Source organism: Mesorhizobium sp. M8A.F.Ca.ET.181.01.1.1 (genome assembly GCF_004792025.1).
Lineage (GTDB): Bacteria > Pseudomonadota > Alphaproteobacteria > Rhizobiales > Rhizobiaceae > Mesorhizobium.
On record NZ_SRTV01000001.1, the window covers coordinates 728275 to 741779 of the forward strand.

General features: G+C 63.4%; 11 protein-coding genes. 6 read left to right on the forward strand and 5 right to left on the reverse strand.

Annotated elements, in window-relative coordinates:
• Positions 1-7 precede the first annotated feature (7 nt).
• Positions 8-583, reverse strand: coding sequence for a TMEM175 family protein (locus tag EN824_RS03590; protein ID WP_127280053.1), 576 nt, complete (start codon positions 581-583; stop codon positions 8-10).
• A gap of 240 nt (positions 584-823) precedes the next feature.
• On the opposite strand from EN824_RS03590, the gene EN824_RS03595 reads away from it, so the two are divergent.
• Positions 824-1231 (forward strand): SH3 domain-containing protein, encoded by a 408-nt coding sequence (locus EN824_RS03595; RefSeq protein WP_127871674.1) that lies wholly within the window; start codon positions 824-826, stop codon positions 1229-1231.
• 211 nt (positions 1232-1442) lie between these two features.
• Positions 1443-2651, forward strand: coding sequence for an MFS transporter (locus EN824_RS03600; protein ID WP_135931903.1), 1209 nt, complete (start codon positions 1443-1445; stop codon positions 2649-2651).
• Between the two features lie 30 nt (positions 2652-2681).
• Here the strand turns inward: EN824_RS03600 and EN824_RS03605 are convergent, their stop codons facing one another.
• Positions 2682-4142: an MATE family efflux transporter gene (locus tag EN824_RS03605; RefSeq protein ID WP_245520941.1), complete on the reverse strand. Its 1461-nt coding sequence runs from the start codon at positions 4140-4142 to the stop codon at positions 2682-2684.
• Between the two features lie 355 nt (positions 4143-4497).
• Here EN824_RS03605 and EN824_RS03610 point away from each other — a divergent pair, with 355 nt between their 5' ends.
• Positions 4498-5301 carry a L,D-transpeptidase gene (locus EN824_RS03610; protein ID WP_135931905.1) on the forward strand — a complete coding sequence of 268 codons (804 nt, stop codon included), beginning with the start codon at positions 4498-4500 and terminating at the stop codon, positions 5299-5301.
• 241 nt (positions 5302-5542) lie between these two features.
• Here the strand turns inward: EN824_RS03610 and EN824_RS03615 are convergent, their stop codons facing one another.
• Both EN824_RS03615 and EN824_RS03620 read right to left on the reverse strand, forming a co-directional pair.
• Positions 5543-5746 (reverse strand): hypothetical protein, encoded by a 204-nt coding sequence (locus EN824_RS03615; RefSeq protein WP_127267979.1) that lies wholly within the window; start codon positions 5744-5746, stop codon positions 5543-5545.
• Between the two features lie 126 nt (positions 5747-5872).
• Positions 5873-6619 carry a helix-turn-helix transcriptional regulator gene (locus EN824_RS03620; RefSeq protein ID WP_189522121.1) on the reverse strand — a complete coding sequence of 249 codons (747 nt, stop codon included), beginning with the start codon at positions 6617-6619 and terminating at the stop codon, positions 5873-5875.
• A gap of 277 nt (positions 6620-6896) precedes the next feature.
• Here EN824_RS03620 and EN824_RS03625 point away from each other — a divergent pair, with 277 nt between their 5' ends.
• Positions 6897-7637, forward strand: a complete 741-nt coding sequence (locus EN824_RS03625; RefSeq protein WP_135931907.1) for a hypothetical protein — start codon at positions 6897-6899, stop codon at positions 7635-7637.
• A 90-nt stretch (positions 7638-7727) separates the two neighbouring features.
• On the opposite strand, the gene EN824_RS03630 is transcribed toward EN824_RS03625, so the two are convergent.
• Positions 7728-9197 carry an esterase-like activity of phytase family protein gene (locus tag EN824_RS03630; RefSeq protein ID WP_135931908.1) on the reverse strand — a complete coding sequence of 490 codons (1470 nt, stop codon included), beginning with the start codon at positions 9195-9197 and terminating at the stop codon, positions 7728-7730.
• A gap of 281 nt (positions 9198-9478) precedes the next feature.
• On the opposite strand from EN824_RS03630, the gene EN824_RS03635 reads away from it, so the two are divergent.
• Together EN824_RS03635 and EN824_RS03640 are read left to right on the forward strand one after the other, a co-directional pair.
• Positions 9479-11890, forward strand: a complete 2412-nt coding sequence (locus tag EN824_RS03635) for an FAD-dependent oxidoreductase (RefSeq protein WP_135931909.1) — start codon at positions 9479-9481, stop codon at positions 11888-11890.
• Between the two features lie 13 nt (positions 11891-11903).
• Positions 11904-13457: a trimethylamine methyltransferase family protein gene (locus EN824_RS03640; protein WP_135931910.1), complete on the forward strand. Its 1554-nt coding sequence runs from the start codon at positions 11904-11906 to the stop codon at positions 13455-13457.
• The last annotated feature ends 48 nt before the right edge of the window (positions 13458-13505 follow it).

A 13505-nucleotide genomic window follows, 5' to 3' on the forward strand; every position in this document is an offset into this window, starting at 1 on the left:
AAAGAAGCTATTTTTCCAATACCCGTGCAAAGCGGGTGTCCGGCACCAGCCAAACCAGGGCGACGGCAACATAGAGCGCCACGCCGATCCACCGGTCGAGGAAGGTCAGCCCAACGGCCGCTACGTAGACGGCAAGCGAAATCCTTCCCTTGCGGTCGCGACCGATGGCCTTGGCGAATCCGGTATCCGGCCCATGCAGCCGATGCAGTGCAATCACCAGCATGCTGTAGGCGGTCGCACACATTACAAGGTCGAAACCGTAGACCGCGACCGGCACCGTGGCGAAATGGTTCTCGCCCATGAAGGCGGTCGTCACCGGCATTAGGGATAACCAGAACAGCAGATGCAGGTTCGCCCACAGCACGTGGCCGTCGACACGCTGCACGGTGTGGAACATGTTGTGCAGATTGTTCCAGTAGATGCCGACATTGATGAAGGAGAGCACGTAGCACAGGAAGATCGGCCACTGCGGCAGCAGGGCCGAAAAATCCTCGCCCTCCGGTACCTTCAGGTCCAGCACCATGATGGTGATGATGATCGCCACCACACCGTCGGTGAATGCCTCGACCCTGCCTTTGCCCATGATCACTGCCTCGGTCCGCGACGAATTGCCGAAAGATAGTAAATCGTTAGCGGATGTTGGCGCGCCGATAAACGGCGCACGAAAAAATCCTCAACTATATCAGGGGAAACCATACGCCCGGACCGGTGATCGTGGTGGTTGGCGTTGGCCACTTGTTGACTTTTCTTGGCGCTGCCTCTCCCCTTGCGATGCAGTCCCGGCCGAAGCAGTCGAACGGCCGGCGACCGAATGGAGGGACTGATGAAACTTCGATTTCTGCTTGCGATAGCGACCATTCTGGCCGCCGTCTTGGGGACGTCCGCCGCCGCCTTCGCCTACGGCGCCCATACCACGACCAGCCTCAACGTGCGCACCGGGCCTGGCGCGGGATACGCCAAGGTCGGGACGCTGCCGGCCGGCTTCAGGGTCGACGTGACCGGCTGCCAGCCTGGCTGGTGCAGGATCCATGGCGGCGGTGTCAGCGGCTGGGCCAGTTCCGGCTATCTCTCGCGGACCCATGTCGTGCATCCGCCGGTCATCATCGTGCGCCCGCCGCATCGGCCGCCGCACTGGCACCATCGGCCTCATCACCGTCCTCCGCACCACCGCCCGCCGCACAAGCCGCGTCCCGGCAAATGCAAGATCGCGCCCGGCTTTCCCTGCAAGTAGGCCCGGTCTCCTGCAAATAGACCGCTTGCATCCAATACGGCACGAAGGGATGCCGTGACCGATCGGGGCCGCTGGCCCCGATCAGCGTTTTTGGCAATGGGCCTGGTGGGGCAAGGCCCACCATGGTGTCAGGAGCGTGGCCGTTCACCGGAACGCCTGTCGTAAGGGCGCGTTAACGTCGCGATCCCTGAAACTGGTGACGAGGTTGGCCATGGCCTTTCGCGATTTGGCGCAGACCCAGAACGAGGCCAGCGGCGACGTCCTCGCGATCCCGGCTGTCGCGGCGATGATCGCGGTGCTGTTTGCCGGCAGCACGGTGCTGACGCCTCTCTATATCATCTACAAGCAGCAATTCGGCTTTTCGCAGATCACTCTGACGCTGATTTACGCGGTCTATGTCGTCGGCAATCTCGGCGCCTTGCTGGTGTTCGGTGGCGTGTCGGACGTGGTCGGACGCCGGCCAGCAGCGCTGGCGGCGATGATCGTGGCCATTGTCAGCGCGCTTATCTTCCTGTTCGCCGGAAATGTCCTCTCGCTCGACGTGGCGCGCATCCTGAGCGGGCTTGGTATCGGCATCGGTGCGGGGACGGGGACCGCCTGGATTGCCGAGCTTCTCCCGGCCGCCGACAAATCAGGTGCCAGCGTCATCACCACCAGCACCAATTTCCTCGGTCTCGGCTTCGGGTCGCTGATATCGGGCCTGTTGGCTCAATACGAGCCCTGGCCGCTGCGGCTGGTCTTCATCGTCTATCTCATGGCGCTCGCGGTGGTGGCGGTCCTGGTCTGGCGCACCCGTGAAACCGTGGCGAAACCGGGTGGCCTGGGGCGGATTTCGATGCGGCCGCACCTCTCCGTGCCTGAGAAGATACGCACGCGCTTCGTCGCGCCGGCGGTGACCGGTTTCGGCGCGATGGCGTTGGTCGGCTTCTATGCCGCGTTGGCGCCGAGCATCCTGGCGCAGCAGCTGCACGAGGCAAACCATGCCGTTGCCGGCGCACTGTTCTTTGAACTGGCAATCGTCGCTGCGGCCAGCATCGTGGCGCTGATGCGCATGCAGAGCAGCAAGGCCATGCTGGCCGCCCTGGCCTTGATGATCCCAAGCGTGCTGCTGGTGGTGGCGGCGCAGATGCTGGCCTCGATGGCACTGATGATCGTGGCGACGGCCTGCTGCGGTGTCGTGGCCGCACTTGGCTACCGAGGTGGCCTGCAGGTGGTGAACGAGATCGCGCCGCAGGATCGCCGTGCCGAAGTGGTGTCCAGCTTCTTCGTCTGCTGCTTTGTCGGCAACGCCTTGCCTGTCATCGGCATCGGCGTCGTGTCGACCTATGCCAGCCCTGTCGCTGCGAGCCTGGCCTTCGCGGTCATGATCATCGTGTTCGCGCTGGTGGCGCTTGCCTTCGGGCTCAGGCAAAGACGCTGAGATAGCCGCCAACTGGCAGGCAGCGGTGCTTCAGCCGTGCGGCGTTTCAGGCGTCATGTTCGCGCGCTGGCGCGGCATGCCAAGGCCGGTGTCGGGCGGTTCGCCGGCAGCCGGCCTGTTCTCGATCATGTGCAAGCTGCGCCAGCCGCCGAAGCGGTAGTAGGCGGCAGCCAGGACCAGCGAGGCGATCGAACCGGCCGGGAAACTCCACCACAGCGCTTCCTCGCCGATCACGCCGCGCATGTAATAGGCGAAGCCGGTGCGCACGACGAGCACCGAGATCACCAGGATGATCAGCGGCGGCATCACGGCCCCCGTGGCGCGCACCGTGGCGAACAGCACAATGGTGATGCCGAACAGGATGAACGACCAGGACGCGACCGTGTTGATGTGGGCAGCGATATCGATGGCGGCGCTGTCACTGCTCAGGAACAGGCCCAGGATCGAGCGGTCGAAGACCCATAGCAGCGCGACGAGGGCGCCGGTCAGGACAAGATTGAAGCCGACGCTTGAGGCGGCAACGCGGCCGATCCGGTCCCAGCGGCCCGCACCGACATTCTGCGCCGCCATGGAAGAGACCGCGGCGCCGATGGCGAGTGCCGGCATCTGGATGTAGGTCCAGAGCTGCGCGGCGATGCCGTAGGCGGCGGCAACCTGCGAACCATAGGAGTTGACGATGCCCATCACCGTCAGCGCCGCCGCCGAGGTGACGATCATCTGCAGGCCCATCGGCACGCCCTTGAAGACGACGATGCGCAGCAGCGCCGGATCGGGGCGCAGCAGAGCGAGATTGGCGCCGGCCAGCCGCAACGGATGCTTGCGCGCGTAGAGCACGACGAGGATGGCGATGACGCTCACGGTCTGGCCGATCAGCGTCGAGGTGGCGGAACCGGCGATGCCGAGTTCGGGAAACGGGCCGATGCCGCGGATGAGCAGGGGATTGAGCACGATGTCGAGCACCACCGCCAGCGCCATGAAGATGAAGGGCGTGCGGGAATCTCCGGCACCGCGCAGCACGGTCATGACGAAGGACAGAAGGTTCATCATCGGCACGGCGACGAAGATGATGCGCAGGTAGGAGCGCGCCAGCGGCAAGGCGTCGGCCGGCGTGCCAAGCGCGCCCAGGATGGTATCGACCCAGATCCAGCCGCAGACCGCGAACACCACCGAAACGAGGAAAAAGAAAGTGGCGCTGGTGCCGACGATGCGGCGCGCCTCGGGCAGGTCGCGGGCGCCGACCGACTGCGCCACCAGGATGGTGGCCGCCATGCCGATGCCGAACACCGTGCCGAGGATCAGGAACAGAACGAGGTTGGCGTTGGAGGTCGCGGTCAGCGCCGATTCGCCGAGGAATCGGCCCACCCAGACGGCATTGACCGAGCCGTTCAGCGATTGCAGCACATTGGAGCCGAGCACCGGCAGGGCGAACAGCAGCAGCGTGCGCGGGATCGGGCCGCTGGTCAGGTCGCCGGTGCGCCGACGCGCGGGCATTTTTTCGTCCATGGCGGGTAACCTGGCAAATGTGACTCGGGCCGGCGACGATATCGCAGGCCGAACCAAGATGCACCCTACGCCGAGGAGCGGTGACCGTTCGATCGTGCAATGCATGTCGCGCGAAAGTGACCTCGGTTTTGCGAGAACGACATGCATCAAGCAACACCCTGAAGCGCGACGCGTGAATCCGTTTCGACGCGGCGCGCTTTAGGCTTGATCGCGGGCGATGCACTGAAGGCGGCAGTCCGCTTGCCCTGATCCAATCATGTTCTCAAATCTCCCGGAATGGGATATTGGTCCTGAACGTGGGGCCGCATTCCTTGCGAGATCTTATGCATAAACCGGGGGGTTCATGTCCGACAGGTCGATTTTTTCCGAGCGCCTGAACCGGCGCGCGTTTCTCGGCGCGTCCGCTTTGGGGGCCGCTTCCCTGACGCTTTCGGCGTGCACCACGACCGATGTTGCGCCGCCGACAGCGGCGCCGGCCCCACCGTCGGCCGCGCCAAGCGAGCCGGCTTTGGGCGATACCGCAAGCATGTATGCGGCGCGCACCGATGAGGGCTATCAGCTGCCGGCCATCCCGGTTGCCAAGCTCGATCCGAGGTTCGTGCGTCAGGTCGTGGCCGATCCGACCGGAGAAAAGCCCGGCACGATCGTCGTCGATGTTTCCGAGCATTTCCTCTATCTGGTGCGCGACGGCGGCAAGGCCATCCGCTACGGCGTCAGTCTCGGCAAGGCCGGTTTCGGATGGACCGGCAGCGCCGTGGTCCAGGCGCGCAAGAAGTGGCCGGTGTGGACGCCGCCGCCCGAAATGATCCAGCGCCGGCCGGAACTGGCGAAATACAAGGACGGCATGCCGCCCGGCCCGCAGAGCCCGCTGGGCGCCCGCGCGCTCTATCTCTTCCGCGACGGCAAGGACACGATGTATCGGCTGCACGGCACGCCGGAATGGGATTCCATCGGCAAGAACGCGTCGTCCGGCTGCGTGCGCTTCATGAACCAGGACATCATCGACCTCTACAGCCGCGTCAACGGCCCGGCCCAGGTCTTCGTGCGGCCCAACCTGTCGGCCGCCGGCAAGATCATGGCCGTGTCGAGCAGGACGGCCGAGCCGATCGATGCGGGCGTGCCGAAGGACGCCGAGTTCCTGAAGTAGGTTTTCAAGAAATTGTGGACTACCGCAGCGAAGCGGTCTGACTCCAAAAAAGGCCGGCCGCACTGCTCAATGGGATAGCTACGGGCGATCAGCTTCGAGTTTGCAGCAGCATCGGCAGCTCCGCCGTGCTCAAATGTCAGTCCGCTGGGGCCGATCTGCAGCCTGTATCCCGACATCGCGGCAATAACCACGAGGGTGATCACTGCGAGAACCATCATAAGCTTATTCGGATCCAGCTTGCTCATCTTGTGTCACCATCAAGGGATTCAAACCACCAGGGAGTTCGCTGAACAAAGGTTTCGTCTTCAGCCATATAGTTGTGGTCGAACGCTCGAATGGCGGCGCTGAGAGCCTGTGAACGGCTCACTTTGAATCTTCGCGCGCTTTTCTCGATGAGCTCGATCTCATGTGCCGAGAGCCGAAAGGATACGATTTTCTTCGTCATGCCTGAGACCATAGACCGTGGTGGTTAATCATTTCCTGCTTTCGTATTACGCCGCCGTTAGCGCTTGAGAGAGCTCGTGGATGTCCCAGGTTTGATGATACCTCAATCCAGCTCAGCTACATTGGACTAAAAAGGTATCTCGTCGTCCAAAGGCTTCTTGTCGTTTTCGGTCGGCGCGTCCGAGAGCGGCTTTGTTGGGACAAAGATGTCATTGGCCTTAGTCGTGATGCGGTCGCCCTGGCCGGAATGGGCTACAATCACGCGACAGATAGTAACCAGCTCGTACGGGGTCCGGCTGGAGATGAACATTTCACCGTGATCACCATCCCACGTCGGAACTTGGGTTCGGGCGGTGTAGGTGCCCGCATAAAAAGCGATTCCCCATCCTTCGAGTTGTCTGAGCTGCTCGCCTACCTCCACTGCTGCCTTCAATCTTTCCGACAGCGGAAATGACAGTCGCTGATGCGGCCGTTCCCAAGGCTGAGGCATAAGCGACTCGAGCTTCGTGATGACCGCTGACAGGGCTTCGATGTTCTCTGAGGTCGGCTCAGCTTCGCATGAGATCGTTCCCTCATAGCTGTCACGCACAATATTCATCAACATCATGCCGGACCTGACCCGATTTAGTACCACAAGGCTCTTTGCGCCGAGATCGTCGATGTCTTCGTGGCGGACGCCGTTGACGATAATGTTGGCGACAAGCACGCCCAGTGCAGCAGCCAAGCTCGACAGAGTCTCCATCTGCAGCCGTGTTCCTTGCTCCGCACGCTGGACGGTACGTCTGTCGACCCGGCTCATAGCGGCCAGCTTGTCCTGGGTCATGCCGGCCGCTTCCCGCAGTTCCCTGATTTTGGCGCCGTTCGACATCGTCATTTGCTTTTCCATGTCGCTACTATCTCATTCATCGAGCGACAGTGCTACGTCATGGTAGCGACAGGGGTGCCCATTAAGGAAGTCGCTTTGCGACAATGACGCTACGGAGCAGGATTAGGGTGCGACTTATGAGGGACTTAATGAGGGTCGCTTTGCGCCGCATTCCGATCAACCTGTAATGGGTGCCTCCGGTTGGCTGGCTACCACAACTCAAGCTATGAGTGGGCAAGGCAGGACACGGCTACGTCGGCGACACGGGACGGGAAGGGGAGTAGCCATGCCTATACGCAAAGTTTGGCGCGATTGGTTTGGCGAATTTTTAAGAAGCATCGATTCGTTGGAGCTCGACAAGGTTGACTTGTATGACGCTGAGTGCGCTGAGAGAAAGTCTGCAGCACTAACACTCTTGGCTCGGCTGCTTTCCGAAACACAATCTGCATTAGTTCTGGTTGATGCTGGTAGAGATCTTGCATTTCGATCGACCTGCCGCTCGGCGATCGAATGCTCGTTGCATCTGTTTCTGGCTGAGACGGAGGATGGATACATCGACCTCTTGCGATCCGACGACGAGGTCAGTCGGCGATCACGTGCCAAGAAATTTATGGCGAACGGCGCCGGAAAGCTTGCAAAAGAAGCGGAAAAGCATTTGCAAGAGTTCTTGAGGAGAAGTGCTGGGGCAAAGGGAAGGTTCCAAATTTCCGACATACAGACACCTTTTCCCAGGCAGACCCATGTCTACCGGGAAATCTCCGCTGACGCGGCGCATGTGACCTGGACGTCGCTCGTTCGACATCTCCATGAAATTCGGCCTGGTTGGATTGAGCTGAAGATCGAACCGTCGATCGCCGAAAGCGAACTTGAGGAAGCGGCCTCGATCCTGGCGTTCTCTTTGCTGTCAGGAATGAAGTCTCTTCTGAACCTTGTTCCAGCGTTGGAAGATAAATTCGATCTAGAGACGATTTTCGAGGGCTACAAGAAAATATACCTGAGTGGAAAACCAAAACTCGCGCAAAAGTAGGTGGTCCGCTTTACCGTCTCCGGGAGCGGGCCTTTTGGTTGATGGTGCCATCCAGGCGGACGCGCTGGGCGCGTCCGCCTTTGAATGCGATTACTTCCTGGCGAGGCCGGGCAGCGTCACTTGATAGACCAGGAACATGGTGTCGACATCGGCGCCGTCATCGGCCTTGTAGGGGGCGCCGACCTGGAAGCCGTCCTGGGCGAGGAAGTCATTGTCGTTGCCGACGAACAGGAAATAGTCGTCGGGCAGCTTCGGATCGAGGACGCTGGCGACCGACATCGCTTCCCACTTTTCCGAGAGCTCATTGTGGTCCTTCGCCCCACCATTGTGCAGGCCGAAGCGGCCAAGCTCAGCGGCGTCGTTGATGTCGATGAACGGTGTCAGCTTGGCCGGCGTCACCGACGGGTCGAGCACGCCCTTGGGCGCGACCGGCTTGTCGGCGGCATCGAAAGGCCCGCCGGCGATGTCGGTCGCGCCGGACAGGTCGACGATGTTGATCTGGCGGTAGAGTGACGCGTCACCCTTCTTCAGGCCCTGGCCGTTGCCGCTGTCGCGCGCCAGCATCAGGAAGGACGTGTCCGAAAGCGCCACGATCTCGCTCTGCGCGGCGACCTTGGTCTTGCCCTTGGCATCCTTGAACACCGGCAGCGGCACGACATATTCATGCGCGAGCTTCAGATGGGCGAGGTCGGAGGCATCATAGACCAGCGCCCGGGTGTTCTGCCGTGTCGAGGGTGAATCGCCGCCATCCTGCCTCGGAGCCGACTGCAGCACGGCGATCAGGAACTTGCCGTCCGGCGTCATCGCCATGCCCTCGAGGCCCTGGTTGTTCTGGCGTCCGGTTTCGGGATCCTTCGGATCGGGGTCGGCGGCGCCCGGGCCGGGATTGTCGGAGGAGAAGTTCGGCGCGCCCTTGCGCATCGGCACGAGGGCCGCAGGCGGCTGGGTCGCCGACATCAGGCGGCCTTGCGCGGAGAACCTGTAGATGTTGGGGCCGTACTCGTCGGAGATGAACATCGAACCGTCGGGCAGCCGCACGATGGCCTCATTGTCGAGAGCGAGCTTGCCGTTGGTGGCGACGGGCAGCATCGGCATGTCGCCGGCGGCCGGGCGCACATCCGACAGCGGATCGAGCCCGGTGGCATCGGCGCCCTTGTCGTCGGTGAGAAGCATGGTGTCGGCAAGCGTCGCCTTGACGCCCTTCTGCTCCTGGCCGGCGGCGGGAGCAGCGCCTGGCGCGACAGGCGTGAACTCGATGCCGATGGTCTTGAGACGCGGCCGGTAGTCGGTGGTGCCGGCGACATTGTAGCCACGGTCGGGCAGGAGCCAGAGCGATCCCTTGTAGGTGCCCGCATCATGCGTCCAGCCGGATGTGTCGATCGCCATGCCGGAGCCCGAGCCGAAGGTCTCGCCGAACTTGTCGCGCTGGTCGGCCGGGATGCGGCCGACGCCGACCAGGCCCTTGTTGACGTAGGCCACGCCGTCGGCAAGCGCCGGGGTGAGGGCGGTGAACAAGGCCAACGCGACGCCGAGCGAGGCGGTTCGGTGCAGGTGTTTCATGGACAATCCTCTTTGTGACGAAGCATGCCGGAGCGGCCGAAGGACAAACGGAAAGAGGTGCCGCATCGATGATGCCGTGCATGCCTCCCCGAAAGCGATCTAAGGCGTCAACATGATGCTTGCGTGACAGTGCGCGACGCCGACCAGCGGCGATCTCCAAGTGCCGATGAAAACGCTGGACGGCATGAGATTGTTGACCGTCCATCTGCAGTATTCAGCGTACTAGACACTTATGTACAGCGCGTATATGGTGCTGCCTCTGACAGACCGGGAGGGAAGCCTTGAAGTCGCACTACCGCGCAGTTGTCATCGGGGGTGGCGTGGTGGGCGCCTCGGTGCTCTACCACCTGACGCGGTTCGGCTGGAGCGATGTGGCGCTGATCGAGCGCGCCGAACTGACCGCCGGCTCGACCTGGCACGCGGCGGCCGGGTTCCATGCGCTCAACGCCGATCCCAATGTCGCGGCGTTGCAGGACTACACCATCAACCTCTACCGCGAGATCGAGGCCGAATCCGGCTGGGATATCGGGCTGCACATGACCGGCGGCGTCAACATCGCCAGTGATCCGGCGCGCTGGGAGTGGCTGAAATCGGCGTGGGCGGTGTTCCAATCGGTTGGCATTGAGACCGCCCGGCTGGTTACGCCCGACGAGATCAAGGCGATCTGCCCGATCGTCGACGTCACCGGCGTGCTCGGCGGCCTGCACGATTCCAACGAAGGTCATCTCGATCCCTACGGCACGACGCATGCCTATGCGGGTGCTGCCAAGAAGCGTGGCGCCGATGTCATCCTGCGTAACCGCGTGGTCGAGCTGAAGGCGCGCACCGACGGCCAGTGGGACATCGTCACCGAGCAGGGCACCATCGTTGCCGGGCATGTCGTCAACGCCGGCGGGTTATGGGCAAAGCAGCTCGGCCGCATGGCCGGCGTCGACCTGCCGGTGACGCCAATGGAGCATCATTATTTCGTCACCGAGGACATTCCGGAGATCGCGGCGCTGGACAGCGAAATCGGCCTCGCGGTCGATCTCGACGGCTTTTCCTACCTGCGCCAGGAGCGCAAGGGCGTGCTGCTCGGCGTTTACGAGCAGAACCCGAAGCACTGGAACATGGACGGCGCGCCGTGGGACTATGGCATCGAGCTGATCCCGGAAGACATCGACCGCATCAGCCCGGAACTCGCCAAGGCGCATGAACGCTTTCCCTGCCTGGCGACGGCCGGCATTCGCAAATGGGTCAACGGCGCCTTCACCTTCACCCCCGATGGCAATCCGATCGTCGGTCCGGTGCGCGGCCTGAAAAATTACTGGGTCGCCTGCGGCGTCATGGCCGGCTTCAGCCAGGGCGGCGGCGTCGGCAAGTCGCTGGCCGAATGGATGATTTATGGCGAGCCGCGGGCCGACATCTTCGGCATGGACATCGCCCGCTATGGCGCCTTCGCCGCCAACCGCGAATATCTCAGGCAGACGACGCGCCAGTTCTATTCACGCCGCTTCGTCATGACCTTTCCCAATGAGCGATTGCCGGCGGGCCGGCCACTGAAACGCCCCGGCGCCTATGACGGGATGGCTGCTGCCGGCTGCGAATGGACGGCCTCCTGGGGGCTGGAAATCCCGGCCTATTTCGCGCCGATGGGTTTTCGCGAGAACACGACGCTCAAGCGCTCCAACGCCTTCGACATCGTCGGCGACGAAGCGCTGCAGGTGCGCCGTGCCGCCGGCCTCATCGATATCTCGGCCTATTCGCGCTACGCGATTTCAGGGCCGGGCGCCGAGGCGTGGCTCGACCGGCTGCTCGCCTGCCGGCTGCCGAAAGCCGGCCAGGCGCGGCTGGCGCCGATGCTCGGGCCGGACGGGCGGTTGAAGGGCGATCTCACCGTCATCAACTGGGGCGGCGGCGACTATTGGCTGATGGGCTCCTACTATCTCCGGGAATTTCACCTGCGCTGGTTCGAGAGCCACGCGGGAGCAGGCGTCACGGTCACCGACATTTCGGATGTGATGAGCGGATTCCTGCTGACCGGACCGAATGCGCGCAAGATCCTGGAACGCACGACGCATCAGGACGTGTCGGGCAAGGCGCTGCCGTTCATGGCCTGCGGCGCGTTCGATGTCGGCATGGTGCACACGCGGGTTGCCCGTCTCTCCATCGCCGGCGAACTCGGCTTCGAGATCAGCTGCCCCATGACCATGCACGCCACATTGCGCGAAACGCTGCTTGCCGCCGGCGAGGACCTCGGCCTGGCCGAGATCGGCTATTACGCGCTCAACGCGCTGCGGCTGGAGAAGAGCTTCGGCATCTGGTCGCGCGAATTCACGCAGGGCTACACGCCCGGCCAGACCGGGCTCGATCGTTTCATCGCCTTCGACAAGGGCGATTTCGTCGGCCGCGACGCGGCGCTGAAGGAACGAGACGCCGGCGCCGCGCAGCGGATCGTGACGCTGGAGATCGACGCCGTCGATGCCGATGCCAGCGGCTTCGAGCCGGTCTGGCATGGCGGCCGGCGCGTCGGCTTCGTCACCTCCGGCGGATTTGGCTACACGATCGGCAAGAGCGTCGCGCTGGCGTTGGTGGACGACGATTTCGCCGGGGAGGGGACGGCGCTTTCGGTACACATTGTCGGCGTCGAACGGCCTGCGCGCGTCATCTCTGCCTCGCCCTATGATCCCCAGGGCAAGGCGATGCGGCAATGAGGAGGAACTTCCGATGATCGATGAGGCGGCACGAGACAGCAGGCGCGAACGCCGGCGCGGACGCACCGGCGAGGCGGGCAGCGAATCCAGCCGCAGGCCCAATTACCGGTCGCTGAAGAACCCGTTCCTGCCGCAGCCGATCTTTTCCGACGACCAGGTGGCGTCGATCCACGACACGGCGCTGCGGGTGCTGGAAGAGCTCGGCATCAAGGTGCTGCTGCCGCAGGCGCGCGAAGTGCTCGCCCGCGCCGGCGCGCTGGTCGATCTGGACACCGACATGGTGCGCATCGGCCGCGACATGGTGATGGCAGCCTTGGCCTCGGCGCCGCGATCGATCCACGCCAATGCAGGCGCGCGTGCTCGCGATCTGTCGCTCGAACTGGGTTCGATGACATTCCTGGCGGGCTCCGGCGCGCCCAACGTCACCGATCTCGACCGCGGCCGGCGACCCGGAACGCTGGTCGCCTTCGAGGAACTCATCAAGCTGGTGCAGCATTTCGATGTCCTGCACATGCTGGGGCCGTGCATCGAGCCGCAGGACATCGACAATCGTTTTCGCCACTATGCCGTCAATCGGGCGCAGCTGACCCTGTCGGACAAATTCCCGTTCGTGTTCGCGCGCGGCACGCCGCAGGTCGATGACAGTTTCGAGATGATCAGGCTGGCCCGCGGGCTGTCCGAAGACGAGTTCCGCTCGGGCGCGCATTGCTACACCGTCATCAACACCAACTCGCCGCGCCAGCTCGACATCCCGATGGCGCAAGGCATCATCGATTTCGCCAAGGCGGGGCAGGTGCTGATCATCACGCCGTTCTGCCTGGCCGGTGCGATGGCGCCGATCACGGTGGCCGGCGCCCTGACGCTGCAGCATGCCGAAGCGCTGGCCGGGCTGACGCTGGCGCAGATCGTGCGGCCGGGCGCGCCGGTGGTCTACGGTTCCTTCTCCTCCAATGTCGACATGAAATCGGGCGCGCCGGCCTTCGGCACGCCGGAGCACGTCAAGGCCACACTGGGCGCGGGCCAACTGGCGCGCTTCACCGGTCTGCCATGGCGCTCGGGCGGCGGCAGCGCGGCCAACATTTCGGACGCGCAGGCGGCGCACGAGACGCAGTTCGCGCTTTGGGGCTCGGTGCTGTCGGGCGCCACCGTCTGCATCCATGCCGCCGGCTGGCTGGAAGGGGGCTTGAGTGTTTCCCTGGAAAAGCTGGTTACCGATATCGAGGCGCTGCAGACGGTCGCCGAACTCTGCGCCGTGACGCCCGGCGACGACGACGCGATTGGCTTCGAGGCGATCGCCGAAGTGCAGCCGGGCGGCCACTTTTTCTCGGCTGGCCATACGATGGCGCGCTACCGCACCGCCTTCTACGAACCACTGGTGGCCGACTGGTCGAATTTCGGCAACTGGACGCAAAGCGGCTCGAAGACCGCCACCGAACGCGCCACCGGCATCTGGAAGCGCATCCTGGCCGATTTCGAGCCGCCCGCTTCGGCCGCCGCCACGTCAGGCGTGCTCGACGCGTTCATCGCCCGGCGCACCGAAGAAGGTGGAGCGGCACCGGTTTCCTGAAGGCCGGCAAACGCGCACCAAGAGGTCTGAAGCTGGCTCAATTCCAGC

Excerpts from the sequence above, each read along its gene's own strand:
- EN824_RS03615 (WP_127267979.1), bottom strand. The coding sequence starts at position 5,746 with ATGACGAAGAAAATCGTATCCTTTCGGCTCTCGGCACATGAGATCGAG.
- EN824_RS03630 (WP_135931908.1), bottom strand. The coding sequence starts at position 9,197 with ATGAAACACCTGCACCGAACCGCCTCGCTCGGCGTCGCGTTGGCCTTG.
- EN824_RS03610 (WP_135931905.1), top strand. The coding sequence starts at position 4,498 with ATGTCCGACAGGTCGATTTTTTCCGAGCGCCTGAACCGGCGCGCGTTT.
- EN824_RS03605 (WP_245520941.1), bottom strand. The coding sequence starts at position 4,142 with ATGCCCGCGCGTCGGCGCACCGGCGACCTGACCAGCGGCCCGATCCCG.
- EN824_RS03625 (WP_135931907.1), top strand. The coding sequence starts at position 6,897 with ATGCCTATACGCAAAGTTTGGCGCGATTGGTTTGGCGAATTTTTAAGA.
- EN824_RS03640 (WP_135931910.1), top strand. The coding sequence starts at position 11,904 with ATGATCGATGAGGCGGCACGAGACAGCAGGCGCGAACGCCGGCGCGGA.
- EN824_RS03595 (WP_127871674.1), top strand. The coding sequence starts at position 824 with ATGAAACTTCGATTTCTGCTTGCGATAGCGACCATTCTGGCCGCCGTC.
- EN824_RS03600 (WP_135931903.1), top strand. The coding sequence starts at position 1,443 with ATGGCCTTTCGCGATTTGGCGCAGACCCAGAACGAGGCCAGCGGCGAC.
- EN824_RS03590 (WP_127280053.1), bottom strand. The coding sequence starts at position 583 with ATGGGCAAAGGCAGGGTCGAGGCATTCACCGACGGTGTGGTGGCGATC.
- EN824_RS03620 (WP_189522121.1), bottom strand. The coding sequence starts at position 6,619 with ATGACGATGTCGAACGGCGCCAAAATCAGGGAACTGCGGGAAGCGGCC.